General features: G+C 36.0%; 36 protein-coding genes. 32 read left to right on the top strand and 4 right to left on the bottom strand.

Going from position 1 to position 26,628, the window contains the following annotated elements:
- Window positions 1–5 precede the first annotated feature (5 nt).
- From argB to EL158_RS08300, 3 genes are read left to right on the top strand one after another with little or no spacing between them, the layout of a single operon-like run.
- The gene (gene argB, locus EL158_RS08310; protein ID WP_027304189.1) at window positions 6–845 is read left to right on the top strand and encodes an acetylglutamate kinase; all 840 of its coding nucleotides are present in this window, start codon (window positions 6–8) and stop codon (window positions 843–845) included.
- Window positions 846–2,006 carry an aspartate aminotransferase family protein gene (locus EL158_RS08305; RefSeq protein ID WP_027304190.1) on the top strand — a complete coding sequence of 387 codons (1,161 nt, stop codon included), beginning with the start codon at window positions 846–848 and terminating at the stop codon, window positions 2,004–2,006.
- An 11-nt stretch (window positions 2,007–2,017) separates the two neighbouring features.
- Window positions 2,018–4,231 carry an HsdM family class I SAM-dependent methyltransferase gene (locus EL158_RS08300; protein WP_197718616.1) on the top strand — a complete coding sequence of 738 codons (2,214 nt, stop codon included), beginning with the start codon at window positions 2,018–2,020 and terminating at the stop codon, window positions 4,229–4,231.
- Window positions 4,232–4,451: 220 nt separating this feature from the next.
- Here EL158_RS08300 and rlmN read toward each other — a convergent pair whose 3' ends face one another.
- Complete coding sequence (gene rlmN, locus EL158_RS08295) at window positions 4,452–5,522, bottom strand: dual-specificity RNA methyltransferase RlmN (protein WP_027304192.1); 1,071 nt, start codon at window positions 5,520–5,522, stop codon at window positions 4,452–4,454.
- Window positions 5,523–5,531: 9 nt separating this feature from the next.
- A complete protein-coding gene (locus EL158_RS08290) occupies window positions 5,532–6,050 on the bottom strand; it encodes a phosphorylase family protein (protein WP_027304193.1) in 519 nt (172 codons plus the stop codon).
- Window positions 6,051–6,128: 78 nt separating this feature from the next.
- Here EL158_RS08290 and rsmA point away from each other — a divergent pair, with 78 nt between their 5' ends.
- The 4 genes from rsmA to EL158_RS08270 all read left to right on the top strand — a co-directional run bounded on the left by rsmA (window position 6,129) and on the right by EL158_RS08270 (window position 9,721).
- Entirely contained in the window at window positions 6,129–6,911 is a 783-nt protein-coding gene (rsmA, locus tag EL158_RS08285; protein WP_027304194.1) for a 16S rRNA (adenine(1518)-N(6)/adenine(1519)-N(6))-dimethyltransferase RsmA, read from the top strand.
- Window positions 6,898–8,865, top strand: coding sequence for a ribonuclease J (locus EL158_RS08280; protein WP_027304195.1), 1,968 nt, complete (start codon window positions 6,898–6,900; stop codon window positions 8,863–8,865). The genes rsmA and EL158_RS08280 overlap by 14 nt, the downstream gene beginning before the upstream one ends.
- Before the next feature lie 65 nt (window positions 8,866–8,930).
- The gene (locus tag EL158_RS08275) at window positions 8,931–9,458 is read left to right on the top strand and encodes a DUF1796 family putative cysteine peptidase (protein WP_174705427.1); all 528 of its coding nucleotides are present in this window, start codon (window positions 8,931–8,933) and stop codon (window positions 9,456–9,458) included.
- A gap of 11 nt (window positions 9,459–9,469) precedes the next feature.
- A complete protein-coding gene (locus EL158_RS08270) occupies window positions 9,470–9,721 on the top strand; it encodes a hypothetical protein (RefSeq protein WP_027304196.1) in 252 nt (83 codons plus the stop codon).
- 5 nt (window positions 9,722–9,726) lie between these two features.
- On the opposite strand, the gene EL158_RS08265 is transcribed toward EL158_RS08270, so the two are convergent.
- Window positions 9,727–12,096 (bottom strand): ribonucleoside-diphosphate reductase subunit alpha, encoded by a 2,370-nt coding sequence (locus tag EL158_RS08265; RefSeq protein ID WP_027304197.1) that lies wholly within the window; start codon window positions 12,094–12,096, stop codon window positions 9,727–9,729.
- An 11-nt stretch (window positions 12,097–12,107) separates the two neighbouring features.
- A complete protein-coding gene (gene purB, locus EL158_RS08260; RefSeq protein WP_027304198.1) occupies window positions 12,108–13,436 on the bottom strand; it encodes an adenylosuccinate lyase in 1,329 nt (442 codons plus the stop codon).
- A gap of 75 nt (window positions 13,437–13,511) precedes the next feature.
- Here purB and EL158_RS08255 point away from each other — a divergent pair, with 75 nt between their 5' ends.
- The 25 genes from EL158_RS08255 to EL158_RS08135 all read left to right on the top strand — a co-directional run bounded on the left by EL158_RS08255 (window position 13,512) and on the right by EL158_RS08135 (window position 26,628).
- Window positions 13,512–14,438, top strand: coding sequence for an RluA family pseudouridine synthase (locus EL158_RS08255; protein ID WP_027304199.1), 927 nt, complete (start codon window positions 13,512–13,514; stop codon window positions 14,436–14,438).
- A gap of 118 nt (window positions 14,439–14,556) precedes the next feature.
- Window positions 14,557–14,868 carry a 30S ribosomal protein S10 gene (gene rpsJ / locus EL158_RS08250; RefSeq protein ID WP_004275690.1) on the top strand — a complete coding sequence of 104 codons (312 nt, stop codon included), beginning with the start codon at window positions 14,557–14,559 and terminating at the stop codon, window positions 14,866–14,868.
- A gap of 10 nt (window positions 14,869–14,878) precedes the next feature.
- A complete protein-coding gene (gene rplC, locus EL158_RS08245) occupies window positions 14,879–15,457 on the top strand; it encodes a 50S ribosomal protein L3 (RefSeq protein ID WP_027304200.1) in 579 nt (192 codons plus the stop codon).
- Entirely contained in the window at window positions 15,454–16,068 is a 615-nt protein-coding gene (rplD, locus tag EL158_RS08240) for a 50S ribosomal protein L4 (RefSeq protein ID WP_004278045.1), read from the top strand. Before rplC ends, rplD begins: the two co-directional genes overlap by 4 nt.
- A 2-nt stretch (window positions 16,069–16,070) precedes the next feature.
- Entirely contained in the window at window positions 16,071–16,352 is a 282-nt protein-coding gene (locus EL158_RS08235) for a 50S ribosomal protein L23 (RefSeq protein ID WP_027304201.1), read from the top strand.
- A gap of 1 nt (window position 16,353) precedes the next feature.
- A complete protein-coding gene (gene rplB / locus EL158_RS08230; protein WP_027304202.1) occupies window positions 16,354–17,184 on the top strand; it encodes a 50S ribosomal protein L2 in 831 nt (276 codons plus the stop codon).
- Window position 17,185: 1 nt separating this feature from the next.
- Window positions 17,186–17,467 (top strand): 30S ribosomal protein S19, encoded by a 282-nt coding sequence (rpsS, locus tag EL158_RS08225; RefSeq protein ID WP_004275685.1) that lies wholly within the window; start codon window positions 17,186–17,188, stop codon window positions 17,465–17,467.
- A 12-nt stretch (window positions 17,468–17,479) separates the two neighbouring features.
- Window positions 17,480–17,884, top strand: coding sequence for a 50S ribosomal protein L22 (rplV, locus tag EL158_RS08220; RefSeq protein WP_004278042.1), 405 nt, complete (start codon window positions 17,480–17,482; stop codon window positions 17,882–17,884).
- Entirely contained in the window at window positions 17,885–18,586 is a 702-nt protein-coding gene (gene rpsC, locus EL158_RS08215; protein ID WP_027304203.1) for a 30S ribosomal protein S3, read from the top strand.
- 2 nt (window positions 18,587–18,588) lie between these two features.
- Window positions 18,589–19,014, top strand: coding sequence for a 50S ribosomal protein L16 (gene rplP, locus EL158_RS08210; RefSeq protein WP_004278040.1), 426 nt, complete (start codon window positions 18,589–18,591; stop codon window positions 19,012–19,014).
- Window positions 19,001–19,186 carry a 50S ribosomal protein L29 gene (gene rpmC / locus EL158_RS08205; protein ID WP_004275681.1) on the top strand — a complete coding sequence of 62 codons (186 nt, stop codon included), beginning with the start codon at window positions 19,001–19,003 and terminating at the stop codon, window positions 19,184–19,186. The genes rplP and rpmC overlap by 14 nt, the downstream gene beginning before the upstream one ends.
- A gap of 9 nt (window positions 19,187–19,195) precedes the next feature.
- Window positions 19,196–19,450, top strand: a complete 255-nt coding sequence (gene rpsQ / locus EL158_RS08200; RefSeq protein ID WP_004278039.1) for a 30S ribosomal protein S17 — start codon at window positions 19,196–19,198, stop codon at window positions 19,448–19,450.
- Window positions 19,447–19,815, top strand: coding sequence for a 50S ribosomal protein L14 (rplN, locus tag EL158_RS08195; RefSeq protein WP_004275679.1), 369 nt, complete (start codon window positions 19,447–19,449; stop codon window positions 19,813–19,815). The genes rpsQ and rplN overlap by 4 nt, the downstream gene beginning before the upstream one ends.
- A complete protein-coding gene (rplX, locus tag EL158_RS08190; protein ID WP_004275678.1) occupies window positions 19,815–20,042 on the top strand; it encodes a 50S ribosomal protein L24 in 228 nt (75 codons plus the stop codon). The genes rplN and rplX overlap by 1 nt, the downstream gene beginning before the upstream one ends.
- Window positions 20,043–20,050: 8 nt before the next feature.
- On the top strand, window positions 20,051–20,593 hold the full coding sequence (gene rplE / locus EL158_RS08185; RefSeq protein WP_004278038.1) for a 50S ribosomal protein L5: 543 nt from the start codon (window positions 20,051–20,053) through the stop codon (window positions 20,591–20,593).
- Between the two features lies 1 nt (window position 20,594).
- Complete coding sequence (locus tag EL158_RS08180; RefSeq protein ID WP_002779433.1) at window positions 20,595–20,780, top strand: type Z 30S ribosomal protein S14; 186 nt, start codon at window positions 20,595–20,597, stop codon at window positions 20,778–20,780.
- Between the two features lie 9 nt (window positions 20,781–20,789).
- Complete coding sequence (gene rpsH / locus EL158_RS08175; RefSeq protein WP_004275675.1) at window positions 20,790–21,185, top strand: 30S ribosomal protein S8; 396 nt, start codon at window positions 20,790–20,792, stop codon at window positions 21,183–21,185.
- Between the two features lie 75 nt (window positions 21,186–21,260).
- Window positions 21,261–21,797, top strand: a complete 537-nt coding sequence (gene rplF, locus EL158_RS08170) for a 50S ribosomal protein L6 (protein WP_027304204.1) — start codon at window positions 21,261–21,263, stop codon at window positions 21,795–21,797.
- A 9-nt stretch (window positions 21,798–21,806) separates the two neighbouring features.
- Window positions 21,807–22,163 (top strand): 50S ribosomal protein L18, encoded by a 357-nt coding sequence (gene rplR / locus EL158_RS08165; protein ID WP_004278035.1) that lies wholly within the window; start codon window positions 21,807–21,809, stop codon window positions 22,161–22,163.
- A gap of 9 nt (window positions 22,164–22,172) precedes the next feature.
- Window positions 22,173–22,616, top strand: a complete 444-nt coding sequence (gene rpsE / locus EL158_RS08160; protein WP_004275672.1) for a 30S ribosomal protein S5 — start codon at window positions 22,173–22,175, stop codon at window positions 22,614–22,616.
- Between the two features lie 3 nt (window positions 22,617–22,619).
- Window positions 22,620–23,012 (top strand): 50S ribosomal protein L15, encoded by a 393-nt coding sequence (gene rplO / locus EL158_RS08155; RefSeq protein ID WP_004275671.1) that lies wholly within the window; start codon window positions 22,620–22,622, stop codon window positions 23,010–23,012.
- Entirely contained in the window at window positions 23,012–24,277 is a 1,266-nt protein-coding gene (secY, locus tag EL158_RS08150) for a preprotein translocase subunit SecY (RefSeq protein ID WP_004278032.1), read from the top strand. The genes rplO and secY overlap by 1 nt, the downstream gene beginning before the upstream one ends.
- 44 nt (window positions 24,278–24,321) lie before the next feature.
- Window positions 24,322–25,230, top strand: coding sequence for a methionyl-tRNA formyltransferase (gene fmt, locus EL158_RS08145; RefSeq protein ID WP_027304205.1), 909 nt, complete (start codon window positions 24,322–24,324; stop codon window positions 25,228–25,230).
- Window positions 25,211–25,846: a biotin--[acetyl-CoA-carboxylase] ligase gene (locus EL158_RS08140; RefSeq protein ID WP_027304206.1), complete on the top strand. Its 636-nt coding sequence runs from the start codon at window positions 25,211–25,213 to the stop codon at window positions 25,844–25,846. The genes fmt and EL158_RS08140 overlap by 20 nt, the downstream gene beginning before the upstream one ends.
- Window positions 25,843–26,628 carry a ParA family protein gene (locus EL158_RS08135; RefSeq protein ID WP_004278029.1) on the top strand — a complete coding sequence of 262 codons (786 nt, stop codon included), beginning with the start codon at window positions 25,843–25,845 and terminating at the stop codon, window positions 26,626–26,628. Before EL158_RS08140 ends, EL158_RS08135 begins: the two co-directional genes overlap by 4 nt.

Here is a 26,628-nt window from a genome sequence, read left to right as displayed (position 1 = left end):
AAATCATGCAAGAATATTTACAAAAAGCACACACTCTCATAGAAGCCCTGCCTTATATACGCAAATTTGCTTCTAAAATTGTTTTGATTAAATACGGCGGCTCTGCTATGGAAAATGAGGAGCTAAAGCACTGCGTTATGCAAGATATAGCACTTTTAAAACTTGTGGGCTTAAAGCCTGTGATTGTTCATGGTGGGGGTAAGGATATCTCAAGACTTTGTGAAAATTTGGGTGTGAAAAGTGAATTTAAAAACGGACTTAGAATCAGCGATCAAGAAACGACTAAAATCGCCGAAATGGCACTTTTGCAAATCAATAAGAATTTAGTGCAAAATTTAGAGTGCTTAGGCGTGAAAGCCATAGGCATTTGCGGTAAGGATGCAGGACTTTTGCATTGTGTCAAGAAGGACGAGGATTTAGGCTTTGTGGGTGAAATTTCTAAGGTAAAAGTGGGAATTTTAAACGAGCTTTTAGAGAAGGACTTTTTGCCTGTGATCGCCCCTGTGGGTATGGACGAAAATTTAAACACTTACAATATTAACGCTGATGACGCCGCTTGTGAGTTGGCTAAGGCTTTAAAGGCGGAAAAGCTTGTTTTTTTAAGCGATATAGCGGGACTTTATAGAAATTACGAGGATAAAAACTCGCTCATCTCAAAAATCAGCCTTAGCGAAGCAAAAGAGCTTCTTAGCTCTTTGCAGGGTGGTATGCTTGTTAAATTACGCTCTTGCATTGATGCGTGTGAAAATGGCGTGAAAAAAGTGCATATTTTAGACGGACGCGTGAAGCATAGCTTATTGCTTGAAATTTTTACCGATGAGGGTATAGGGACTTTGGTGGTTTAAATGTTACTTGAAATTTATAATAAATTTGAACTCACTCTAGCAAGGGGCGAGAGCGTTTATCTTTATGATGATAAAAATAGGGAATTTTTGGATTTTTCTAGCGGTATAGGTGTGTGTGCTTTGGGTTACAATCATAAGCTCTTTAATCAGGCTTTAAAAAAACAAATTGATAAACTTCTTCATACGAGTAATCTTTATTTTAATGAAGAAGCCCTAAAAGCTGCAAAAAATTTGGCTAAAGCCTCACAACTCTCCCGCGTTTTTTTCACAAATTCGGGCACAGAGAGCGTTGAGGGTGCTATGAAAGTCGCTAAAAAATATGCCTTTAATAAGGGTATTAAAAACCCATCTTTCATTGCCTTTAAAAATTCCTTTCACGGACGCACCTTGGGTGCTTTGTCTCTCACGGCTAATGAAAAATATAAAAAGCCCTTTAAACCCTTAATAAGTGGGATTAAATTTGCCACTTTTAACGACCTAGAAAGCGTTAAAAAGCTCTTAAATGAAAAAACTTGTGCCATAGTGCTAGAAAGTGTGCAAGGCGAGGGTGGGATAAACCCTGCCACACCGGAATTTTACAAAGCTTTGAGAAAACTTTGTGATGAAAGAGGCATTTTACTCATAAGCGATGAAATTCAATGTGGAATGGGGCGTAGTGGAAAGTTTTTTGCTTATGAGCATAGCCAAATCGTGCCTGATGTAGCAGTTTTTGCTAAGGCTTTGGGCTGCGGGGTAGCTGTGGGGGCTTTTGCGGTGAGTGAAAAAGTGGCACAAAACTCCCTTAAGGCAGGAGATCACGGAAGCACTTATGGGGGTAATCCACTTGCCTGTGCGGCTGTAAATGCCGTCTTTGAAATTTACGCTAAGGAAAAGATACTTAGTAGGGTTGCTAAACTTACGCCATATTTGGAAAAAGCTCTAGATGAGCTGACAAGCGAATTTGACTTTTGCGAAGAAAGAAGAGGACTTGGCTTTATGCAAGGACTTCGTTTAAATGCAAAAATTAAGGTTGCCGATGTGCTTAAAAAATGCCGCGAAAATCGCCTTTTGCTTTTAAGCTGCTCTAAAAATGATCTAAGATTTCTTCCGCCTTTGATTATAGAAAAAGAGCATATTGATGTAATGGCTGAAAAATTAAGAGCAGTTTTGAGAGGGTTTTGAAAGGAAGTGTATTGAAAAAAGAAAGTGAATTTGAGGTTGTGAGAGCCTTTTCACACATATTAGGCTTACCAAATAAAACGGATGGCTCATTATTTATTTATAAAGGAGAAAAGGGCAAGTCAAAAAAACCTGATGGCTATTATTTTTATGATGGCATTACTTTTATACTAGATGCTAAAGCCCCGAACGAAAAATTTACAGGTCAATTAAAAGACTATATGGAGCTTGAAAGCAATGAAAATTTTATAGGTTTTGAATACAATAAAACTGAATTTCGCTGCTATGTCAATGGAAAACTTATAAAAGATGAACTGACTTTAAAAGATAAGGAATATTACAAAGAAAAATATTTCCCAAAAAGAATCAATAATGAGCAAATTGTAAATAGTGGTGCTTTAAAGTTAGCAAATCTATTTAGAAATTCTAAAATTGATAAACAAATGAATGTTCCATTTATTGGGGCTGTAATGCTATGTATGAAATTTTTAGAGAGCGATTATATTGATTTAACTTCTACTGCGACAATTTTAAAATCGATTAAACAGGGTATCAATGAAATTTTGGTTGATAAAGATATACCGATTACAAAAAAAGAAAAAAAGCGTTTTATTCTAAGAATTTTAGATGATAGCTCACTTAATAGAGCTAGAAGCGAAGATTTATTTACCATTATTCAAGAAATTTCAACAATTTATAACTTTATCCATATCTCTGCTGATGATTATAAGGGACACGATATAATGAATAATTTCTTAAAGGTTTTTCGCAGATGGAACTCAGTAAATGCCAATGAAAAAGGCGAAGTTTTTACGCCAGACCACATAGCAAATTTAATGTATAGCCTTGCTTATTGCTCTAAAGATAGTGAAATTTTAGACCCAACTTGTGGCAGTGGGACTTTTCTCACAAACGCAATGGCAAATATGTTTAATGAAATTGATCCAAAATTAGAGAATTTACACGAGACACAAAAAAATATCAAGCAAAATCGCTTAATCGGCATAGAAACAAACGAATTTAACGCAACTCTTGCAGGGATCAATATGATGCTTCACGGCGATGGTGCTTCGCAAATTTATAATGCGGATTGTTTTGAAAGATTACCAAGCCTACAAAATATGTATAATCGAGTCTTAATGAATCCGCCTTTTGCACAAAGTGATATTGAATTAAAATTCGTTTATGAAACGCTTTATTATATGCGTGATGATGGTTTTTTAGCAACAATAGTTCCAAAATCCTGTGTCAGTGGGACGATTGAAGCAAATGTTAGATATTTATCAAAGATTTTTAAGATAGCAAATTTAAAGGCGGTGATTTCTTTACCGACTAATTTGTTTTATCCTGTTGGAGCAAATACTTGCATTATTGTTTTACACAAAACAAATATAAAAGACAACAAAACAATTTTAATCAACTGCTTAAATGATGGCTTTGAAGTTGTCAATAAGGCTCGTATTTGTAAAAATGATGAGTGGGACATTATAAAAAATGAAATTTTAAAAGCATATTTAAAAAATGATTTTACAAAAAATAGGGCAATTATTAAGACCGATTTACAAGCTAATGATGAGCTTTTATTTGAGGCATATAGCTCTCATAGAAATGCAATGATACAAGAAGAGGTTTATACTAGGTATATCAGGGAGGTGGTGAGTGCTAAAGTCTTATGCGGATTTGAATTACATAAAAACACCTTAAAGAAAAATGCCATTTGGGATACTGCTTTTGAGGATTTTTCAATCAGTGATTTAATCATCAAAACAGGAAAGGGTAGAGAGAAAAAGTCCATTGATAGAAAAATAGAAAATAAATATCCACAAAATGGCATTCCACTTATTATTGCTAAAAAGGACAATAATGGCGTAGGTGGTGCAAAACTAAGAGATGAAATAGAGCAAGTTTATAGCGATAAAATTTGTATTATTAGTGGTGGAGATGGCGGAGGCGGTAAGACATATTATTGTGAGTTTGAATTTTGTGCTACAAATTTTGTAATGATTTGCGATTTTGCTAATTGTATCAAAGATAAAATGGACAAATTTGCAAAATACTTTTTAGCAATCACAATTTCTGAGACTCTCTTTAAAACAATAGGACACGGAAGGACAATTTCAGAGGTGCCAAATATCAATATAAAATTACCCATAACCGCAAAAAAAGAAATTGATTTCACATATATGTCAAACTACATACAAAAAATTCAATACGCTGAGTTTTTGTAAAATTATAGGATTATAAAAGTAAAATATTTATGCTTATATTAATCAATAGCGAGTGCAAACTAGGGTTAAGTTCTTTGGTTACAAGATAAATAAGCGAAATTTAAAAGCAAAATGCTTGCTTAAATAGCTTAACGACTATTTTTAATCACATAAACCATACCCACAAAACTCACAATTACAACGACACCGATAAAAACAAGTTGTCCTATATCTAAAATACTCATAAACACTCACTTCTTTCTTTAAGCTGACCACAAGCGGCGGAGATGTCAAGTCCCTTGCTCTCCCTTATGGTGCAAGTAACGCCTTTTTGACTGAGTAAATCTTGAAATTTCACGGCATTTTCAAGGCTAGGGCGTTTGTAAATGCTACCTTGATGAGGGTTAAAAAGGATTAAATTGACCTTAGCTTTTATACCATTTAAAAGCTTGACTAGCTCTTTTGCATGTTCGATTTTATCATTAATGCCGTCTATTAGGAGGTATTCAAACATCACTTTTTTACGCATATCTATGGGAAATTCACGCACGGATTGCATAACGGAGGCTATGTTGTAGGCTTTATTAATAGGCATAAGTTTGCTTCTAAGCTCATCATTAACAGCGTGTAAAGAAATAGCAAGTAAAACGCCCAAATTCATCTCCCCAAGCTCTTTAATCTGCTTTGCAAGCCCACTAGTGCTAATGGTTTGACGACGCACACTTATGGCTAGAGTATCATTGTGGCTTAGAATTCGCACGGCTTTTGCGACATTGTTAAGATTATCAAGCGGCTCTCCCATACCCATATAGACGATATTTACACGGCGTTCATAAGGGATATGATTTTGCCTTTTAATCCACAAAATTTGCCCCACAATCTCCCCAGCACTCAAATTCCTCTTAAGCCCTCCCTTAGCCGTAAGACAAAAGCTACACCCACTTCTACATCCTACTTGAGATGAAACACAAATGGTAAATTTAGCGTGAGAAAGTCTTTTGCCTTCTTTGTCAAATTTTTCTTCCTTCATCGGCAAAAGCACAGATTCTATCCTCAAGCCGTCTTCAAGCTCGAAAAGATATTTAATGCTCCCATCTTTGCTTCGTTCCTCTTTGACACATTTAAGAGGCTTGAAATGATAATTCTTAGCCAACTCCTCGCGTAAATTTTTTGGTAAATTCAACATTTGAGAAAAGTCATCGGCATATTTTTGATAAATCCATTGGCAAATTTGTTTCACGCGAAACATTGGCTGAATTTTTTGTGTGAGTTCTTCGGGTAAAAAGTCTAAAATATTCGTTAATTCTTTCAATTTTTTCCTTTAAATTAAAGCTTTTTGTTTTAAAAATTTTTCTAATTTTTCTTTAGCTTTTTGATGATTTTTCATAAAATTTTCGTGTGCGTTTTCATCGCAAAAATTGGTCGCACAAAGAAAACATTTGGCACTTATGTTAAAATTTTTCGCTACGCTTAGGACAGAAAAAGCTTCCATATTTTCTATATCAAGCCCTAAATTTGCTAATTTTAAAGCGGCATTTTTATCCGCACAAATATAATTGGAAGAATTGATTTTATAAGCACTTTTTTCAAGGCAAAGTTCTGTTTTTGCAGGGCTATAAAAATCGCTTAATTTTGAAAATTCGATGTTAAAGGCGTGAGAGCTTTCATAAATCTCTAAAATTTTCCCTCTTTCATAAAGTCCGCAAGTGCCTATAAAAATAAGCTCTTTTGGCTGAAATTCTAAACAAATTCGCGTTAAATTAATCGCACTTTCTATTAATCCTATGCCTATGGCTTTGGCAAAAGGAAAATTTTCGTTTCCACCTGCACAAATGATCATTTTGAATTCTCCTAAATTTCGTGATAATTTTAGCCAAAAAGACTTAAAGTTAAGAATTTTTAGCTAAAATCGTTCTTTATGATTAAAGCAAAGAAACAATACGGACAGAATTTCTTGCACGATAAGGAAATTTTGACAAAAATCACTCAAGCCATACCCAAAGATGTGAATAAAATCGTTGAGATTGGGCCTGGCTTAGGTGATTTAACGCAAGAGCTTTTGAAAATTTCTCCTGTTAAAGCTTATGAGATAGATGCTGACCTTATAGGCTTTTTAAGAGATAAATTTCAAAAAGAATTAAAAGAGGAAAAATTTATTTTACTTCATCAAGATGCAAGTGAGCTTTTTTGTTTTGATGAGGATAAGTATTTTCTAGTCGCAAATTTGCCATATTATATTGCTAGTAAGCTGATTTTACAGGCTTTAGAAGATGAAAACTGTAAGGGCTTGATTGTAATGGTGCAAAGAGAAATGGCATTGAAATTTTGTGCCGAAAGTGGAAGTAGTGATTTTGGCGCACTTGGTGTTTTGAGTGCGATGATTTGCGAAAGGGAAATACTTTTTGATGTAAGTCCTTTGTGTTTTAATCCTCCTCCAAAGGTTGTTTCATCTGTGATGAGACTGATAAAACAAAAAGAATTGAAGCAAATATGTGAGCTTGATAGCTTTAAAAGCTTTCTTAGAATTTGTTTTAAGTCTCCAAGAAAACAACTTTTGAGTAATTTAAAAGCCGAAAAGTGTAAGCTTTTGGAGCTTTTTGAGGATTTGGGACTTAAAGAAAATGTGCGTCCTCACGAACTTTGCGTTAATTCATACCTTAAAATTTATGAAAAATTAAAGGATCAATATGAACGAAAATGAAAAAAACGAACAAAATGTGGAAAATCCTAATGCTAATTCCAAAAACAATAAGCGTTACAAATACAAAAATCGCCGCAGAAAACTTGCAGATTCTTTAGAAACAGAAGGCGTAAAAAATAGTGAAAATGCAGAACAAGCAAAGCCTAATGAAGCAAAAAAGAAAAAAAGGAATCGCAATCTCCCCTCCAAACTTACAGGCAATGAAGACTGGCAAATTGCTTTAGCAGAATGCATCGATGCAAATCGTGTTTCACATGAAACAAGACTTAATCCTCTCAAATATAACAATTCAAGTGAGCATAAAATTCGCATTACTCCTCTAGGTGGGCTTGGGGAAATCGGCGGAAATATCAGCGTTTTTGAGACAAATAATGACGCTATTATTATCGATCTTGGTATGAGTTTTCCAGATGGGACTATGCACGGGGTGGATATTATCATACCTGATTTTGATTATGTGCGTAAGATTAAAGATAAAATTCGAGGTATTGTTATCACCCACGCTCACGAGGATCATATTGGGGCTGTGCCGTATTTTTTCAAGGAATTTCAGTTTCCTATCTATGCTACGCCCCTAGCCTTAGGTATGATTTCTAATAAATTTGAAGAACACGGCTTAAAGGCGGAGCGTAAGTGGTTTCGCCCTGTGGAGAAACGCCGCATTTATGAAATCGGTGAATTTGAGGTTGAGTGGATACATATAACACACTCTATTATTGACGCTTCGGCTTTAGCGGTTAAAACAAGGGCTGGGACTATTATACATACGGGCGATTTTAAGATTGACCAAACGCCAATTGATGGCTATCCTACGGATTTACATCGCTTGGCACATTATGGAGAGGAGGGCGTAATGTGCCTTTTAAGCGATAGCACAAATTCCTACAAAGAGGGCTATACTAAGAGTGAAAGTTCTGTGGGACCGACTTTTGACCAAATTTTTGCTAAAACTAAGGGCAGGGTGATTATGAGCACCTTTAGTTCTAATATCCACCGCGTTTATCAAGCTATCACTTATGGCTTAAAATATGGTAGAAAAGTCTGTGTGATAGGGCGTAGTATGGAGCGTAATCTTTATACAACTATGGAGCTAGGCTATATTAAACTTGATAGAAAAATTTTCATTGATGCCGATGAGGTGAGTAAGTATAAAGATAATGAGATTCTAATCGTAACCACAGGTTCTCAAGGCGAAACGATGAGTGCGCTTTATAGAATGGCGACAGATGAGCATAAATTCATCAAAATCAAGCCAAGTGATCAAGTCATCATCTCGGCTAAGGCGATTCCTGGAAATGAGGCTAGCGTTTCGGCTGTGCTTGATTATCTTTTAAAAGCGGGAGCGAAAGTGGCTTACCAAGAATTTAGCGAAATTCATGTGAGTGGGCATGCGAGTATGGAAGAGCAAAAACTAATGCTAACTCTTGTAAAGCCTAAATTTTTCTTACCTGTGCATGGAGAGTATAATCACATCACTAAGCATAAAGAAACGGCTATGAAGTGTGGTATCCCTGAAAGAAATATTTATTTAATGAGTGATGGCGATCAAGTAGAAGTGTGTCAAAAATACATTAAAAGAGTCAAAACGGTCAAAACGGGCAAAATTTTTGTAGATAATCAAATCAACAAGCAAATCGCCGATGATGTCGTCATCGACCGCCAAAAATTAGCTGATAGCGGTATAGTCGTCATCATAGCTCAAATTGATAAGGCGACTAAGACTTTGATTAATAAGCCGCGTGTTTTTAGCTATGGACTTGTAGCAGATAAACACGACCACGCTTTTAGCAAGGAAATGGCTGATGTTTTGAGCGTGTTTTTTACTAATGCTAAAGATGAGTGGTTTAATGACGCAAGATTTTTAGAAAATCAAATTCGCACCGTTCTTAGAAAACATATTTTTAGAAAGATTAAAAAATATCCAACCATAGTTCCAACGCTTTTTGTGATGTAGAGAGCATAAATCGCTTAGATTTTGGTGAATTTGACTAAAATCTAAGCTATATTGAAAGGATAAAAATGCAAAATCAAATCAATCATTTTCACAATTTCAAATTTCCCAAAATAAAGACCGATTTTATCCTAAGTGTAGGGTCGCATTGTAGAGTGGCACATCATTTAAGGAAAAATCATCTAAGGAATTTAGCCTCTCCTTTAGACTGGATGATTAATGATAAATTAGAAGTCGTTTTTGAATTATTTAAAAGCGATTTTAGAGACTTTTTTCTCTCTTGTTTTATTGTTGATGAAAAAAGAAAGCCTATGGAGGTTAAAGATAGACTTAATGGTATGATTTCACTTCACCATTTTTTCTCAAATGAAGAGCTAGAAATTCAAGCTCAAAGAATAAATAAGCAGACAAGAAAACGCTGGATACCTATCAAAGATAAAATTCTCTCTTCTAAAAATGTTGTTTTTGTGCGTAGTGGAGATTTTGATTTAAAAGAAGCAAGTGAATTTTTGCAAAAAATTGCAAAATTATTTGATAAAAATGTGGGGGGGGGGGGGGTTACACCCTCATCAATGTCAGTCATAATGAAAAGCTAAAAGAAGATGAAATGATAATGCAAGAATTTGACTTGGGAAATCATCTAGCCTTAATCCATTATAGTATATGTGAAAAGGAGGGTGATTATAGAGGAAATATCCCTTTTTGGACAACTATGATGCAAAAGAGCATTATGATGCCACGCGGATTAAAGTTTAAAAACGCTTTGGGGGATTTTAAAATTCGTTTCATTAGAAGTTGTAAGAGAAGAAAGGCGTTTTTTACGAAGAAAATAAAGGTCGATATTAACGAGACGCATTAGGCTACCTACTGGCAGCCCTCACATTCTATACTTCTATCGGCAACATTGATTTTTTCACTATCTGGGCTTTCGCTTCTTAGATAATAGGTCGATTTGACCCCTAGTTCGTGCGCTAGAGTATAAATTTCGTTAAGATACCCACCGCTTGCCTTATCTAAAGATAAAAAGATATTGAGGCTTTGCCCTTGGTCTATCCATTTGCCACGCACTGCGGCAGCTTTGACAAGAATTTTTTGATCAAGCTCATAGGCTGGGGTGTAATATTGCCAAGTTTCTAGATTTAAATTTGGGACAACAACAGGGATCATACCGCTTAAGTTTTGTTCGAACCATTTGCGTTTATAAACAGGCTCTATAGTTTGAGTTGTGCCTACAAGTATGGATATGCTTGAGGTCGGTGCTATCGCCATTAAGTAGCCATTACGCATACCATCATTTTTGACTTTTTGGCGTAATTGATCCCAATCGCAAGAGCTTTGTGCAAAAAGTCCGTCTCTTAAAGTAAGAGTCTTAGCCTTTTCACTCGCCACATCAATAGGGAAAATCCCCTCACTCCATTTTGAGCCTTTAAAATCAGGATAAGAGCCTTTTTCAATAGCCAAATTTGAACTTGCTAAAATGGCTTCATAGCTAAGACATTCCATTATTTCATCGATTTTATTGAAATGCTCTTCGCTACCCCAAAAAATTTGATTTTCTGCTAGCATTTGTGCTTCGCCCATTACTCCAAGCCCTATGGCACGGGATTTTAAATTGGTATTTTTGACTTTAATGTGCGGATAAAAATTAAGGTCAATCACATTATCAAGCATACGAATTGCTATTGGCACGACCCTAGCTAAATCTTCCTTAGTATGCACCTTGCTAAGATTAATGCTAGCAAGATTACAAACGGCGGTTTTTCCGTCATTTTTAAATTTCTCTACGATGAAAACCTTTTGTCCATTGATGCTATCTAAGGTTGAAATTTTCTTAGCTGGCTTCTCGTATCCGCCGTCAATTACAACTCTCTCTTCCTCATCATAATGCAATTCTTCCCCATTTTCAAAAATAACTTTGATTTGATAATAATTTGGCTCTGTATTTTGGAAAATTTCTGTGCATAAATTTGAACTTCTTATGATGCCTGTGTGAGAATTTGGATTTGCTCTATTGGCATTGTCTTTAAAGCATAAAAATGGCAATCCTGTTTCGAAATAATTAAGAAGAATTTTTTTCCATAATTCTTTCGCGTCAATAATTTCTTTTACTATGCTGTCATCTTTTTCATATTCTTCATAACGCTTTTCAAAGGCTTCTCCATATAAATCGCATAAATCAGGTGTATCAGCAGGATCAAAAAGCGTCCATTTATCATTTGCCTTAATTCTTTTCATAAAAATATCATTAATCCAAAGTGCCGGGAAAAGCTCGTGCGCTCTACGCCTTTCCTCACCTGAATTCTTACGCAAATCGATAAAGTCATTAATGTCCATATGCCAAGGCTCGATATAAACGGCGATAGCTCCTTTTCTTGTGCCAAGCTGATCCACCGCCACAGCGATGTCATTTGTGATTTTAAGAAAGGGGATAATGCCTCCCGCAGCATTTTTATGCCCATCAATGCTTCCTCCCATAGCACGCACCTTAGACCAGTCCCAGCCTATGCCTCCACCAAATTTAGAAAGCAAAGCCATTTCTTGATAGCTATCAAAAATGCCTTCAATATTATCCGCTGTGCTTCCTATATAACAAGAGCTTAGTTGATGACGCGTTGTTCTAGCGTTTGAAAGGGTTGGCGTGGCTAACATCATTTCAAATTTAGAGATGAGATCGTAAAATTTCTTTGCCCATTCTTGAGGGTCAAATTCATTTTGTGCTAAAAACATAGCAATAGCCATAAACATTTGTTGAGGTAATTCTATCGGCTCGGCTTTAGAATTTTTTATCAAATATCTATCATAAAGAGTTTTGATACCAAGATAAGTAAATTGTAAATCTCTTTCTGGTTTAATGTAGGCGTTTAAATCGTCAAGGTCGTATTTTTCTTTTAAGCCTAGTAAAATTCTCCCCTCTTTTTCACCTCTTTCAAAATACTCGCGTAAATGATTATAGCGGTTCATACCATTGACTTTTTTGTATAAATCAAATAAAAAAAGCCTAGCCGCTACAAAGGTCCAGTTGGGACAATCAATGTCGATTTTATCGACCGCTGTTTTAATGAGAGTTTTTTGAATTTCCTCTGTGGTAATGCCATCACGAAACTGAATTTTTGCGTCAAGCTCAAGCTCACTTAAACTGACGCCTTCAAGATTTTTCACCGCGTCCATAGTGCATTTTTTGATTTTAGAGACATTAAGCTCTTCTGTGCGACCATTTCTTTTTATAACTTTCATCATCTGCCTTTTTATTTAAATACTCTATTAAAAATTGAATCAATATTTTTTGTGTAATACGCATAATCAAAGCATTTGCGTATATCTTCTTCGCTTAATTTAGCCTTTAAGTCTTCATCGTCAAGTAAGGCGAGTAAAAATAAGCTTTCGTTTTTTTCATTTAGTGCTGATTTGCCTTCTTGTAAATCTTTCCATACTCTCATAGCGTTTCTTTGGACGATTTTGTAAGCTTCTTCACGACTTAACCCCTTAAAAGGAAGTTCTAAAAGTACGCGTTGCGAAAAGACAAGTCCGCCAGTAAGATTTAAATTTTTCATCATATTTTGAGGATAAACAAGAAGTTTTTCTATCAAATTTGTAAGACGCATTAGCATAAAATCCGCCGTAATGAAAGCATCGGGAAGGATAAATCTTTCTACACTTGAGTGGCTAATATCTCTTTCGTGCCAAAGAGCCACATTTTCAAGGGCTGGAGTTACAAAGGAGCGTAACACTCTGCAAAGTCCTGTGATGTTTTCACTAAGCACGGGATTTCTTTTGTGTGGCATAGCCGAGCTTCCTTTTTGTCCCTCACTAAAATACTCCTCCGCTTCATACACTTCGGTGCGTTGAAAATGTCTTATCGCAACGGCGATTTGCTCACAACTTGCAGCTAAAATAGCAAGGGCTGAAAGCACTTGTGCGTAGCGATCTCTTTGTATGATTTGATTAGAAATGGGGGCTGGTTTTAAGCCTAAATTTTTACAAATTTCTTCTTCAAATTCTAGTGGAGCGTGAGCGAAATTCCCCATAGCACCGCTTATTTTACCATAGCTTATAGTTTCTTTAGCGTGAAGTAAAAGCTCTTTAGCGTTTTTAATCTCATCATACCAAATCGCCACAACAAGCCCAAAGGTAATAGGCTCTCCGTGAATTCCGTGGCTTCTGCCGACCATCAAGGTATTTTTATGCTCATTTGCTCTTTTTTTCAAAGCCTTTAGTAAAAGCTCGACATCTTCTAAGATAAGCTCTAGGCTTTCTTTCATTTGTAAAGCTACTGCCGTATCGATACAATCAGAGCTTGTCATCGCATAATGCACAAAGCGACTTTCTTCGCCTAAACTTTCACTTACACTTGTTAAAAAGGCGATTACATCGTGTTTGGTTGTTTTTTCTATTTCATCAATTCTAGCAATGTCAAATTTGGCATTTTTTTGAATTTTTTCGCAATCTTCATCATTGATGAGACCAAGTTTATTCCACGCTTTTACAGCGGCTAATTCGACTTTAAGCCAAGCATCATATTTTGCATTTAAGTCCCATTTTTTTGCCATAATCTCTCTGCTGTATCTTTCAACCATAGCCTATAAACCTTTTTTGTTATAATTTAAAAAAAGTGAAATTGTAGCAAAGCAAGTTTTAAAAAAGGTTAAAAAATGCCTTATAAAAAAATTAAATTAGAAATTCCTTCAAATGCCGAAAAAAAGGCATTTTTATTTCTTATGCAAAGTTTAAAAATTCCCATAAATGAGGCTCAAAAACTCATCGATAAAAAAAGACTTTTTTGCAATGGAAATTTGGTAAAGAAAAAAAATGAAATTTTGCAGGGTGTGGTGGAATTAATCGTTTATGAAAATGCTCCAAAAGGCGTTAAAATCGTTTATGAAAATGAGGAATTTGCTGTGCTTGAAAAGCCAAGTGGAGTGTTGAGCCATCCAAATGGTCGTCATTGTGCGTATAGCTTGTGTGATGAAATTTGGGAGCTTTGGGGAATGGAGGCTTGTGTGGTCCATAGACTTGATAGGGAAACAAGCGGACTAATTTTAGTCGCTAAAACTAAAAATTCACAAGTGGAATTTAAGACTATGTTTGAAAAAAGAGAAATTCAAAAGGAGTATTTGGCTCTAACGCAAGGCTTGATAAAGGAGGAATTTGAGGTCGATTTGCCTATGCGTTTAACGCAAAATTATGATGATGTTAAAACAAGAATGCAAATTTGTGAAGATGGAAAAAGAGCTTTAAGTTTTTTTAAAAGAGTGCGATTTTACCCAGACTTAAATGCTAGTTTGGTGCTTTGTAAGCCCTTTACGGGTAGGCAACATCAGCTTCGTTTGCATCTTTTTCATAGCGGTCATCAAATTTTAGGTGAGCCTCTTTATGGTTTAAAAAAAGAACAAATCGAGCAAATTTTAGATGGAAAACTAAGCCAAGATGAAAGGATTAAACTTACAGGTGCAAAAAGATTAATGTTGCACTCTCAAAGATTGTATTTTACATACAAAGCAAAAAAATTTGATATAAGCTCAAAGGAAAAATTTTGGGAGGATTTTAAAGGGTTAAAATGTGATTTTTATCCTTTATAAAAGGAAAAAAATAGCAAAAAATTCTCAATTTACTTGACTTTTGAAGGGCGATTTTACTATACTCCCATTTTTATTTTGGTTAGTCAAACTAACGAGTTCTTTATACAAAGGAAAATTTATGGAAAGAATTAGGCTTAAGCTCAAGGCTTATGACCATCGAGTACTAGACAGAACAGTTGCAGCTATAGTAGAAGCTGTTAAAAGAACAGGTGCGGATATAAGAGGTCCTGTGCCTATGCCTACAAAGATTAAACGCTATACGGTGTTAAAATCTCCACATATCAACAAAGATTCTCGTGAGCAATTTGAGATAAGAATTCACGCGCGTATGCTTGATATAGTCGCAGCGACTCCAGATACGGTTGATTCTTTAACTAAGCTTGATTTAGCGCCAGAAGTAAGTGTCGAAGTTAGAGCTATGGGAAAATAAAGGATAAAATATGGAATATATCGTAGAGAAAATAGGAATGAGTAGAACCGTAAGTAATCCAAGCATAGCCGTAACCTTACTTAGAGTTGTAGGCGCTAAGGTTTGTGAAGTGCAAGAGGGCGGTAAGGCTTTGGTCGCTTATTCTAAAGGAAAAGCAAATAATAAGTGCATCGCTGGTATGCAGAAAAAATATAATTTATCGGCAGAATTTAATAAATTTGCCACTTTAGAGGTTGCAAATACAGAAGCTGGAGACTTAGATGAAAGCCCACTAAACGAAGCAAAAATTCTAAAAGTAAGCTTTAATTCCAAAGGTCGTGGTTATAGCGGTGTGATGAAAAGACATAATTTTGGCGGAGGACCTGCAAGCCACGGAAGTAGATTTCATAGAAGACACGGCTCTATCGGTAATAGAGAGTGGCCTGGTCGTGTGCAACCGGGTATGAAAATGGCTGGACATTATGGAAACACAAAAGTAAGCGTTAAAAACGAGCTTGTATCTTACGATGCGGAAAATAAAATTTTGGTCTTAAAAGGTGCAGTGCCGGGTTTTAATGGTGCTATGGGTAGAGTAAGGATTGCAAAATGAGTAAGGTAGTTGTTTTAAACGAAAAGTTTGAAAAATCAGGTGAGCTTGAACTTCCTGCTAAATATGCTGAGGTAAATCCACATAATCTTTATTTGTATGTGAAATCTTATCTTGCAAGTTTAAGGGCAAATACCGCACATACTAAAGGTAGAAGTGATGTAAGCGGTGGAGGTAAAAAGCCTTGGAGACAAAAGGGTCGTGGTGGTGCAAGAGCTGGCTCTACGAGAACAAATGTTTGGGTAGGCGGTGCTGTGGCTTTTGGTCCTAAAAATGAAAAAAATTATTTTCAAAAGGTTAATAAAAAGCAAAAAAGACTAGCACTTGAAAGAGCTTTAGCCGATAAGGCGATTAAAAACACCCTTTTTATGACAGATTCTTTAAATATAGAAAGTGGTAAAACAAAAGACGCAAATGCGGTTATTAAGAAGCTTGGCGTAAAAGACGCACTTATTGTTAAAGATTTACTAGATGAAAAAACACTTCTTGCATATAGAAATTTAGCAAATTGCTATGTTGTTGATGTAACGGAAGTTAATGCTTATTTAGTATCTGTATTTAATGCTGTGATTATAGAAAAATCAGCGTTAGAATCAATTACAAAAGAGGGATGATTATGGCAGATATTACGGATATAAAAACAATACTTTATACAGAAAAAAGCCTCAATTTACAGGAACTTGGTGTGGTTGTGATTCAAACCTCTCCTAAAATGACAAAAACAGGCTTAAAGGCTGTGTTAAAAGAATATTTTGGTGTAACGCCTCAAAGTATTAATTCTTTAAAGATAAATGGAAAAGTGAAGCGTTTTAGAGGGCGTTTGGGACAAAGAAACGACTATAAGAAATTCTATGTAAAGCTACCTGAGGGAGTTAGCTTAGAAAGTGCGGAGGCTTAAGATGGCAATTAAAACTTATAAACCTTATACTCCAAGTAGAAGATACATTACTGGTGTAAGCTCAGAAGATATTACAGCAAAGCCTAGTGTGCGTTCTCTCCTTATCAAGCTTCCAGCACACGCAGGGCGTAATAGCTATGGTCGCATTACAAGTCGCCATAAAGAAGCTGGTGCAAAGAAGCTTTATAGAATTATCGATTTTAAACGCCGTAAATTTGGTATTGAAGGTCGAGTTGAGGCGATAGAATATGATCCATATAGAAATTGTCGTATTGCTTTGATTTCCTATAAAGATGGTGAGAAAAGATATATTTTACAGCCAAGAGGCTTAAAGGTCGGCGATGTGATTATGGCGGCAGAAAGTGGGCTTGATATTAAGCCGGGTAATGCAATGAAGCTTAAGAATATCCCTGTGGGAACTATCGTGCATAATGTCGAATTAAAACCGGGTAAAGGCGGTCAAATGATTCGTTCAGCTGGTGCTTATGCACAGCTTATGGGTAAGGAAGAAAAATATGTCATTTTAAGACTTGCAAGCGGTGAGATGAGACAGGTTTTAGCGGAATGTATGGCTAGCATAGGCGAAGTGGGCAATGAAGAATGGGCAAATATTACCATAGGTAAAGCAGGACGCAATCGCCATAGGGGAATTCGCCCTCAAACAAGAGGTTCGGCAATGAACCCAGTCGATCACCCACACGGCGGTGGTGAAGGTAAGAAAAATTCAGGTCGTCATCCTGTAACGCCTTGGGGCAAACCAACTAAAGGTGCGAAAACTCGTCGTAAAAAAGCTAGTGATAAATTAATCATTTCAAGAAGAAAAGGAAAATAAGATGGCTCGTTCACTCAAAAAAGGTCCTTTTGTAGATGACCATGTAATGAAAAAAGTCATCGCAGCAAAAAAGACTAATGACAATAAACCTATCAAAACTTGGTCGCGTAGAAGCACCATAATCCCTGATATGATAGGACTAACCTTTAATGTCCATAATGGCAAGGTTTTTATCCCTGTCTATATCACGGAAAATCACATAGGATATAAGCTTGGCGAATTTGCGCCAACACGAACTTTTAAGGGTCATAAAGGCTCTGTGCAAAAGAAAATTGGTAAGTAAGGGAGAAGCGGTATGAGTAAAGCATTGATTAAATTCATAAGATTATCTCCTACTAAGGCAAGACTCATTGCAAGAGAAGTTCAGGGTATGAACGCTGAACTTGCTATGGCGAGTTTGAAATTTATGCCAAATAAGGGTGCTAAATATATTGCTAATGCTATATCAAGTGCTGTGGCAAATGGAGGCTTTGAGGCTAATGAGGTTGTGGTAAAAAGCTGCCGTGTTGATGCTGGTGCGGTTCTTAAGAGATTTCGTCCGCGTGCTAGAGGAAGTGCAAGTCGCATTAGAAAGCCTACTTCTCATATTATGGTTGAGGTAGCAAAGCTTGAAGTGAAAAAAGAGGAGAAAAAAACTCCAGCTAAAGTAGTGAAGAAAACTACAAGCACTAAAAAAGCAACAGCAAAAAAGGAAAGCTAAATGGGACAAAAAGTAAATCCAATTGGTCTAAGATTAGGAATTAATAGAAACTGGGAGTCAAGATGGTTTCCTGCCAAAGCAAATTTGGTAGAAAATATCGGTGAGGATTATAAAATAAGAGCTTTTTTAAAGAGAAAGCTTTATTATGCTGGAATTTCTCAAATTTTAGTAGAAAGAACGGCTAAAAAACTTCGCGTTACCGTTGTGGCTGCAAGACCGGGCATTATTATTGGTAAAAAAGGAAGTGATGTTGATATTTTGAAAAAAGAATTGCAAGATTTGATTAAAAAAGATGTCAATATTAACATTAAAGAAGAGAGAAAAGCGGGCTCTTCGGCTCAACTTGCTGCTGAAAGTGTAGCCACTCAACTTGAAAAAAGAATTGCTTTTAGAAGAGCGATGAAAAAAGTTATTCAAGGTGCACAAAAAGCTGGAGCGAAAGGGATTAAAGTTTCTGTTTCTGGTCGTTTGGGTGGAGCTGAAATGGCTAGGACAGAATGGTATCTTGAAGGGCGTGTTCCGCTTCATACTTTAAGAGCAAAGATTGATTATGGTTTTGCAGAAGCAAGAACAACTTATGGAAATATAGGCGTTAAAGTGTGGATTTTTAAAGGCGAAGTTTTACAAAAGGGCTTTCAAGCAGAAAAAAATGAAGACAATGCACCTGCGAAAAAGCCAAGACGCACAAGAAGGGGTAAATAACTATGTTAATGCCAAAAAGAACAAAATATCGTAAAATGATGAAGGGTCGTAATAGAGGTTACGCAAATAGAGGAACGGAATTTACTTTTGGTGAATATGCTTTAAAAGCAACGGAGGCTGGGCGTATTAATTCTCGTCAAATAGAAGCGGCTCGTATTGCTTTAACGCGTTTTGTTAAAAGACAGGGTAAGACTTGGATTAGAGTTTTTCCTGATAAGCCTTTGACAAAAAAGCCTTTAGAAACGCGTATGGGTAAGGGTAAAGGTAGCGTTGAAGAATGGGTGATGAATATTAAGCCTGGTCGTATTATCTACGAAATGGCTGGCGTAAGCGAAGATATGGCTAGACAAGCACTAACTTTAGCTATGCATAAATTGCCATTTAAGACAAAGTTTGTTACAAGAGAGAGTCAAAATGAAATATACTGAGATTAAGGATAAAACAGCTGTTGAGCTTAATGCTATGCTAAAAGAAAAAAAGTTGCTTTTATTTACCTTGAAACAAAAGCTAAAAACAATGCAATTGACTAATCCTAAAGAAATTAGTCAAGTTAAAAAAGACATTGCTAGAATAAATACAGCAATTAGCGCTTTAAGATAAGGATTGAGTATGACATTTAAAAGAGAAATTCAAGGCGTTGTTGTGAAAATTGCTGGAGATAAAACAGCTAGTATTTTGGTAGAAAGAAAGGTCGTTCATCCAAGATATAGAAAAATTGTTAAACGCTTTAAAAAATATTTAATTCACGATGAAAGAAATGAAGCTAAAGTGGGAGATGTGGTTGCGGCAGTAGAGTGCAGACCTATTTCAAAAAGAAAATCATTTCGCTTAAAATCTGTATTAGTAGCAGGAGCTGAGTCATGATACAAAGTTTTACAAGACTTGCGGTAGCTGATAATAGTGGCGCAAAAGAGCTAATGTGTATTAAGGTTTTAGGAGGTAGTAAAAGACGCTATGCTACCGTAGGTGATGTGATAGTCGCATCGGTTAAGAAGGCTTTGCCTAATGGAAAAGTGAAAAAAGGTCAGGTTGTTAAAGCAGTGATTGTTAGAACAAAAAAAGAAATTCATAGAGATAATGGTTCTTTGATTCGTTTTGATGAAAATGCGGCTGTTATACTTGATGCTAAAAGAGAGCCTGTGGGAACGCGTATTTTTGGACCTGTTGGCAGAGAAGTTAGATATGGTGGCTTTATGAAAATTGTTTCACTAGCACCGGAGGTATTATAATGGCAATAAAATTAAAAATCAAAAAAGGTGATAGCGTTAAGATTATCACAGGTGATGATAAGGGTAAAACAGGTAAAGTTTTAGCGGTGTATCCTAAAACACTTAAGGTTGTGGTTGAAGGTTGTAAAATCGCAAAAAAAGCTATTAAGCCGAGTGAGAAAAATCCAAATGGAGGCTTTGTTAATAAAGAAATGCCTATGGATATTTCTAATGTGGCAAAAATTTAGGAGAGGCTATGAGATTAAAAGAAAAATATAGTCAAGATATTAAAGCGGCTTTAGTTAAGGAATTTGATATTAAAAATCCTATGCTTATCCCTGCTCTTGAAAAGGTTGTGATTAGTGTGGGTGCTGGAGAATTAGCTAAGGATCAAAAAGTATTACAAAATGTAGCAGATACGATTTCTTTAATCGCCGGACAAAGAGCTGTGATTACTAAAGCCAAAAAGTCTGTCGCAGGCTTTAAGGTGCGTGAGGGATTCCCTGTGGGTGTGATGGTAACTTTAAGAAAGGACAATATGTTTGCCTTTTTAGATAAGCTTATTTCTATTGCACTTCCAAGGGTGAAAGATTTTAGAGGGCTAAGTCGTGATGGTTTTGATGGTAGGGGAAATTATAATTTTGGACTTAATGAGCAGTTAATGTTTCCAGAAGTAGAGTATGATAAAATTTTACGCACTCACGGAATGAATATTTCTATCGTTACAACTGCACAAAATGATAAAGAGGCACAAAAGCTTTTAGAGCTTATCGGTGTGCCATTTGCAAAAGGAAAGTAATATGGCTAAAAAATCAATGATCGCAAAAGCAGCACGCAAGCCTAAATTTAAAGTTCGTGGCTACACAAGATGTCAAATTTGTGGGCGTCCGCATTCAGTTTATAGAGATTTTGGAATTTGCAGAGTTTGCCTTAGAAAAATGGGCAATGAAGGCTTAATCCCGGGTCTTAAAAAAGCAAGTTGGTAAGGATAAAATATGATTAATGATATAATTTCAGATTCTCTTACAAGAATTCGTAATGCAGGTATGAGAAGACTTGAAACGACTAAGCTTTTGCACTCTAAGGTTGTGGAAGCTTTGGTAGGGATTTTTCAAGCTAAGGGTTATATTGATAGCTTTAATGTTGTCGAGGAAGACAAGAAAAAATTTATCAATGTTGTTTTGAAATATGATGAAAAAGGCAAAAGCGTTATTAATGAGCTTAAGAGAATTTCTAAGCCGGGTCGCCGCGTTTATAAAGGCAAAGATGAAATTAAACGCTTTAAAAATGGTTATGGTACTATCGTAGTTAGCACTAGTCGTGGCGTTTTAGCTAACGATGAAGCTTTTAAAGCTGGTGTTGGTGGCGAAATTTTATGCACCATTTGGTAAATCTGCTTTTTATGGCATTGGGTATCCATTCTTTATAAAAGTAGAAATATCCTAGACAAATAAAAAGGAAAAAATATGTCTCGTATAGGTAAGCAACCTATCTCTATCCCTAATGGCGTAGAGGTAAAATTAGAAGGAACTTTGCTTAAATTTAAAAAAGGAAATTTGGCAAAGGACTTAGACACTAAGGCAAATGTTAATGTTGAGATTAAAGATAATCAGATTCTTTTTTCTCCAAAAGGTGAAGATAGACAAAGTAGGGCTTATTGGGGAACTTATAGAGCTTTAGCTTATAATGTCATTGTAGGCTTGACGGAAGGGTTTTCTAAAACACTTGAGATTAATGGAGTAGGTTATAAGGCGGCTTTAAAGGGCAAGGTTTTGGAATTAAATCTTGGTTTTTCTCATCCTATTGATTACGAAATTCCAGCAGGAATTGAGATTAGCGTAGATAAAAATAATGTAATTGTTAAAGGAAGCGATAAGCAAGTCGTTGGACAGGTCGCCGCGCAAATCCGCGAATTTAGACCACCAGAGCCATACAAAGGTAAGGGCGTGAAATATGCCAATGAGCGTATTATCCGCAAAGCTGGTAAGACATCTAAGAAGTAAGGATAGGGTATGAGAGCAAATGTATTAAAGAGAAAAATCAGTCTTAGAATTAAAAGAAAAAGAAGAATTAGGGCTAAAATTTCAGGTTGTGCTACTCTTCCTAGAATTTCTGTGTTTAAGTCTAATAGAACCTTATATATCCAAGCCATTGATGATGTAAAAAATATTACCTTAGCAGCAGCTGATGGGCATAAATTAGGCATTAAGGCAAATAAAGACGGCGCAAAGAAAATCGGTGCAGAATTTGCAAAAGTTCTTAAAGCACAGAAAATAGAACAAGGCGTTTTTGATAGAAATGGCTATGTATATCACGGAGTGATTGCAGCTTTAGCAGAGTCTTTAAGAGAAAATGGCATTAGGCTATAAGGAGAGTTTATGGAAAAGTATAATAGAGAAGAATTTGAAGAAGTCATTGTCGATATAGGTAGAGTTACTAAGGTCGTTAAAGGTGGTAGGAGATTTCGCTTTACTGCTTTAGTGATTGTGGGTAATAGAAAAGGGCTTGTCGGCGTAGGCTATGGCAAGGCTAAGGAAGTCCCAGATGCGATTCGCAAGGCTGTTGATGATGCTTTTAAAAATATGGTTGAGGTTAAGACTAAAGGCTCTACCATAGCTCACGATGTTGAGGTTAAGTATAATGCAAGTCGCATTTTGCTTAAGCCTGCTAGTGAGGGAACGGGTGTTATCGCTGGTGGTTCTACGCGTCCTATTGTAGAGCTTGCTGGGATTAAAGATATTTTAACAAAATCTTTAGGTTCAAATAATTCGGCAAATGTGGTTCGTGCGACTATCAAAGCCTTAACGATGCTAAAAGGATAAAAAATGAATTTAACAAAAGCAGCAGGATCGACAAGAAAAATTAAAAGAATCGGTCGCGGTCAAGGTAGTGGTATGGGTAAAACAGCCACAAAAGGTGGAAAGGGACAAACTGCAAGAAAAGGTTACAATGAAAAAAGAGGCTTTGAAGGAGGACAACAACCTCTTCAAAGAAGATTGCCAAAAGTGGGTTTTACTTCTAAGGTCGAAAAACCTTATGTGATTAATGTGGAAAAAATTACAGCCATTAAAGATTTGAGCGAAATCACTTTTGAGAGCATTAAATCCGTGCATAAAATTTCAAAATCTGTTAGTAAAATTAAGCTAATCGGTGCAAGTGCGAAGGATTTAAAAGCTAAAGTTAAAGATGAAAATATCAGCCTTAGCGGAATAAAATAATGAATAGAGCATTGACGAATAAAATTTTAATTACATTAGCATTTTTATTTGCTTATAGGGTTTTAGCTTATGTGCCAGTTCCCGGCGTCAATGCTGATGTTATTGCAGAATTTTTTAATCATAATGAAAATAATGCGTTAGGGCTTTTTAATGTTTTTAGTGGGGGAGCGGCGGAGAGATTTTCCATTATCTCCTTGGGGATTATGCCTTATATCACGGCTTCTATTATTATGGAGCTTCTTGCAGCAACCTTTCCTAACATAGGCAAGATGAAAAAAGAACGCGATGGTATGCAAAAATATATGCAAATTATTCGTTATGCGACCATTGTGATTACCTTAGTGCAAAGTATAGGTGTCGCCATAGGTTTGCAAAGTTTGCACGGGCGTGGTGGTTCAAGTGCTATTATGGTAGAGGACTTAAATACTTTCATCGCTTTATGTGCTATTTCTATGCTAGCTGGAACTATGCTTTTGATGTGGTTAGGAGAGCAAATCACACAAAAAGGCGTAGGTAATGGTATCTCACTTATCATTTTTGCGGGTATCGTTTCTACTATACCTTCAGCCATTTCAAACAGCGTTGGACAAATTAATTCAGGTGAGATGAATTTCTTAACTGCTTTTGCGATTTTATTGCTTATTTTATTAACTATAGGTGTGATTATTTATGTTGAGCTTGGGGAGCGTAGAATTCCCATTTCTTATTCTCGTAAGGTTGTGATGCAAAATCAAAATAAACGCATTATGAACTATATCCCTATTAAGGTAAATTTAAGTGGTGTGATACCTCCTATTTTTGCAAGTGCGATTTTAATGTTTCCGGCGACCATTTTGCAAACTAGCACGAATCCTTACATCTTGGCGGTTAATGATTTTTTAAATCCAAATTCTTATGCGTTTCACATTTTGACTTTCTTATTTGTGGTGTTTTTTGCCTATTTTTATGCGAGTATAGTGTTTAATGCTAAGGACATCGCTGAAAATCTTAAAAAGCAAGGAGGCTTTATCCCAGGCATTCGTCCGGGTGAGGGGACGGCTTTGTATCTTAATGAGGTCGCTTCAAGGCTGACTCTTTCAGGTTCTATTTATCTTGCTTTGGTGGCAACTTTACCTTGGGTTTTGGTGAAATTTATGGGAGTTCCTTTTAATTTTGGTGGAACTTCTGTTTTGATTGTCGTGCAAGTCGCCTTAGATACGATGAGGAAAATTGAAGCTCAAATTTATATGAGCAAATATCAAACTTTGAGTGCCGTAGGTCTTTAAAGTCCTTTTGGGGCTTTTCCCATAAATTTACGAAAGGGTTTTATATGAAAAAGCTTGTATTTATGGGAACTCCAGCCTACGCTACACACATTTTGCAAGAACTTTTAAGGCATTTTGAACTTTTAGCACTTTTTACTCAGCCCGATAAAGCGGTGGGAAGAAAACAAATTTTAACCCCTAGCGACACTAAGGCTTTTTTGCAAAAAACTGCCCCTCAAATTCCCATTTTTACCCCTAAAAGTCTTAAAGATGAAGAGCTTTTTGAAAGCTTAAAGGCTTTAAAGCCTGATTTTATAGTGGTTGCTGCTTATGGTAAAATACTGCCACAAAATATTTTAGATCTAGCTCCTTGTATCAACCTTCACGCTTCACTTTTGCCTAAATACCGTGGTGCTAGTCCCATACAAAGTGCGATTTTAAATGGCGATGAGGTTAGTGGAGTTTGCTCTATGCTTATGGATGCAGGTCTTGACACGGGGGCTATTTTACAAAGCGTGGAGTGCGATATCAAAGATAAGAAGGCAGAGGAAGTTTTTGAAATTTTTGGAAATTTAGCAGCTTCTTTAGCGGTGGAAACTTTGCGTCATTTTTCTCAAATCACCCCACAAAAACAAGATGAAAGCAAGGTTAGCATTTGTAAGAAAATCAAAAAAGAAGATGGTTTGGTAGATTTAAGTCATGCAAAAAAGCTATATCGTAAATTTTTAGCCTTTTATCCTTGGCCGGGTGTTTTTTTGGAAAATGGTTTGAAATTTTTAGACATAGAACTTTATGATGAAAAGGAAAATGAAAAAGAGGGGCTTATTTTAGCCCTAGAAAAAGAGAGTTTTTTGCTAACTTGTAAAAAAGGAACTTTAAGGATTAAAGTGCTGCAAGAAAGTGGTAAAAAACCTCTTGATGGGAGAACTTTTTTAAATGGAAAAAGGCTAAAGAGTGCAGATTATTTGTATTGAAAAAATAGCCTCCACGCAGCTTTTTTTATGCGAACAAATAAGAAAAGATGAGATAAAGCAAAATACCGCCATTTACGCTTTGGAACAAACTAGCGGAGTGGGGAGTAGAGATAATGCTTGGATTAGCTCTAGGGGGAATTTACATCTTTCTTTTTGCGTAAGAGAGGAAGATTTGCCAAGTGATTTGCCTTTGGCTTCTGTGAGTATTTATTTTGCCTATCTTTTAAAGGATCTTTTGGCACAAAAAGGCTCACAAATTTGGCTTAAATGGTCGAACGATTTGTATTTAGGAGATAAAAAAGTCGGCGGAGTGATGAGTCATAAAATAGGCGAATTTGTAGTCTGTGGTATGGGGCTTAATCTTAAATTTGCTCCGCAAAATGCCACCTTTTGTGATATTGAAATAGAGATTAAAGAATTGGTGGAGGAATTTATAAAAGTTTTGGAAAAAAAATTTTTATGGAAGCAGATTTTTAGTAAGTATGTGTTAGAATTTGAAAAATCAAAAAAATTTAGTGTCCATTATGAGGGTAGGCTTTATGCATTAAAAGATGCCCTTTTGTATGAAGATGGTTCGATATTATTAGCAAATAAAAGGGTATATAGTTTAAGATGAGCGAAGTGATAACAATAGCAAATCAAAAAGGTGGTGTGGGTAAAACGACCACAGCGGTCAATTTAGCAGCTTCTTTGGCGGTAGCAGAAAAAAAGGTGCTTTTAATCGATGTAGATCCACAAGCAAATGCAACAACAGGACTTGGTTTTAACAGAAATAATTATGAATATAATATTTATCATGTTTTCATAGGTCGTAAAAAATTAAGTGATATTATTTTAAAAACAGAATTACCTCAATTGCATTTAGCTCCGTCAAATATAGGGCTTGTCGGTATAGAACAAGAGCTTGCTAAAGATGAGGGAAATGAAAAGAAAATGATGCTTAAAAGGCAACTTGAGGAAGTCGTGGATAAGTATGATTTTATCATTATAGACTCGCCTCCTGCACTTGGAAATATTACCATTAACGCTTTTGCGGCGAGTGATAGTGTGATTATCCCTATACAATGTGAATTTTATGCACTTGAAGGTGTGGCTATGGTGCTAAATACCATTAAGATTATTAAAAAAACGATTAATCCAAAGCTTAAGGTTAGGGGCTTTTTGCCGACTATGTATAGTTCGCAAAATAATCTTTCTAAAGATGTTGTGGAGGATTTAAAGCAAAATTTCAAAAAGCAGCTTTTTAAAATGAAAAGCAGTGAAGATGACTTTATCATTATCCCTAGAAATGTAAAGCTTGCGGAAAGTCCAAGTTTTGGGAAGCCCATTATACTTTATGATATAAAATCACCCGGTTCTTTGGCGTATCAAAATTTGGCTTATTGTATTTTAGGATAA

Source organism: Campylobacter upsaliensis (genome assembly GCF_900637395.1).
In the GTDB taxonomy this organism is placed as follows: domain Bacteria; phylum Campylobacterota; class Campylobacteria; order Campylobacterales; family Campylobacteraceae; genus Campylobacter_D; species Campylobacter_D upsaliensis.
Note: the sequence above shows the minus strand (reverse complement) of the source record. Positions and strands in the feature narration are given on the sequence as shown.

Coding starts and splice junctions, on each gene's coding strand:
- rplO (WP_004275671.1), top strand. CDS start 22,620: ATGAATTTAACAAAAGCAGCAGGATCGACAAGAAAAATTAAAAGAATC.
- secY (WP_004278032.1), top strand. CDS start 23,012: ATGAATAGAGCATTGACGAATAAAATTTTAATTACATTAGCATTTTTA.
- rplE (WP_004278038.1), top strand. CDS start 20,051: ATGAGATTAAAAGAAAAATATAGTCAAGATATTAAAGCGGCTTTAGTT.
- EL158_RS08275 (WP_174705427.1), top strand. CDS start 8,931: ATGCAAAATCAAATCAATCATTTTCACAATTTCAAATTTCCCAAAATA.
- rpsE (WP_004275672.1), top strand. CDS start 22,173: ATGGAAAAGTATAATAGAGAAGAATTTGAAGAAGTCATTGTCGATATA.
- EL158_RS08135 (WP_004278029.1), top strand. CDS start 25,843: ATGAGCGAAGTGATAACAATAGCAAATCAAAAAGGTGGTGTGGGTAAA.
- rplP (WP_004278040.1), top strand. CDS start 18,589: ATGTTAATGCCAAAAAGAACAAAATATCGTAAAATGATGAAGGGTCGT.
- rpsJ (WP_004275690.1), top strand. CDS start 14,557: ATGGAAAGAATTAGGCTTAAGCTCAAGGCTTATGACCATCGAGTACTA.
- rplF (WP_027304204.1), top strand. CDS start 21,261: ATGTCTCGTATAGGTAAGCAACCTATCTCTATCCCTAATGGCGTAGAG.
- EL158_RS08255 (WP_027304199.1), top strand. CDS start 13,512: ATGCCTTATAAAAAAATTAAATTAGAAATTCCTTCAAATGCCGAAAAA.
- rplD (WP_004278045.1), top strand. CDS start 15,454: ATGAGTAAGGTAGTTGTTTTAAACGAAAAGTTTGAAAAATCAGGTGAG.
- EL158_RS08270 (WP_027304196.1), top strand. CDS start 9,470: ATGATAATGCAAGAATTTGACTTGGGAAATCATCTAGCCTTAATCCAT.
- rplV (WP_004278042.1), top strand. CDS start 17,480: ATGAGTAAAGCATTGATTAAATTCATAAGATTATCTCCTACTAAGGCA.
- EL158_RS08305 (WP_027304190.1), top strand. CDS start 846: ATGTTACTTGAAATTTATAATAAATTTGAACTCACTCTAGCAAGGGGC.
- rsmA (WP_027304194.1), top strand. CDS start 6,129: ATGATTAAAGCAAAGAAACAATACGGACAGAATTTCTTGCACGATAAG.
- rplN (WP_004275679.1), top strand. CDS start 19,447: ATGATACAAAGTTTTACAAGACTTGCGGTAGCTGATAATAGTGGCGCA.
- rpsS (WP_004275685.1), top strand. CDS start 17,186: ATGGCTCGTTCACTCAAAAAAGGTCCTTTTGTAGATGACCATGTAATG.
- rpmC (WP_004275681.1), top strand. CDS start 19,001: ATGAAATATACTGAGATTAAGGATAAAACAGCTGTTGAGCTTAATGCT.
- rplC (WP_027304200.1), top strand. CDS start 14,879: ATGGAATATATCGTAGAGAAAATAGGAATGAGTAGAACCGTAAGTAAT.
- rpsQ (WP_004278039.1), top strand. CDS start 19,196: ATGACATTTAAAAGAGAAATTCAAGGCGTTGTTGTGAAAATTGCTGGA.
- rpsH (WP_004275675.1), top strand. CDS start 20,790: ATGATTAATGATATAATTTCAGATTCTCTTACAAGAATTCGTAATGCA.
- rplR (WP_004278035.1), top strand. CDS start 21,807: ATGAGAGCAAATGTATTAAAGAGAAAAATCAGTCTTAGAATTAAAAGA.
- EL158_RS08180 (WP_002779433.1), top strand. CDS start 20,595: ATGGCTAAAAAATCAATGATCGCAAAAGCAGCACGCAAGCCTAAATTT.
- argB (WP_027304189.1), top strand. CDS start 6: ATGCAAGAATATTTACAAAAAGCACACACTCTCATAGAAGCCCTGCCT.
- EL158_RS08235 (WP_027304201.1), top strand. CDS start 16,071: ATGGCAGATATTACGGATATAAAAACAATACTTTATACAGAAAAAAGC.
- EL158_RS08280 (WP_027304195.1), top strand. CDS start 6,898: ATGAACGAAAATGAAAAAAACGAACAAAATGTGGAAAATCCTAATGCT.
- fmt (WP_027304205.1), top strand. CDS start 24,322: ATGAAAAAGCTTGTATTTATGGGAACTCCAGCCTACGCTACACACATT.
- rpsC (WP_027304203.1), top strand. CDS start 17,885: ATGGGACAAAAAGTAAATCCAATTGGTCTAAGATTAGGAATTAATAGA.
- rplX (WP_004275678.1), top strand. CDS start 19,815: ATGGCAATAAAATTAAAAATCAAAAAAGGTGATAGCGTTAAGATTATC.
- EL158_RS08290 (WP_027304193.1), bottom strand. CDS start 6,050: ATGATCATTTGTGCAGGTGGAAACGAAAATTTTCCTTTTGCCAAAGCC.
- rplB (WP_027304202.1), top strand. CDS start 16,354: ATGGCAATTAAAACTTATAAACCTTATACTCCAAGTAGAAGATACATT.
- purB (WP_027304198.1), bottom strand. CDS start 13,436: ATGGTTGAAAGATACAGCAGAGAGATTATGGCAAAAAAATGGGACTTA.
- EL158_RS08265 (WP_027304197.1), bottom strand. CDS start 12,096: ATGAAAGTTATAAAAAGAAATGGTCGCACAGAAGAGCTTAATGTCTCT.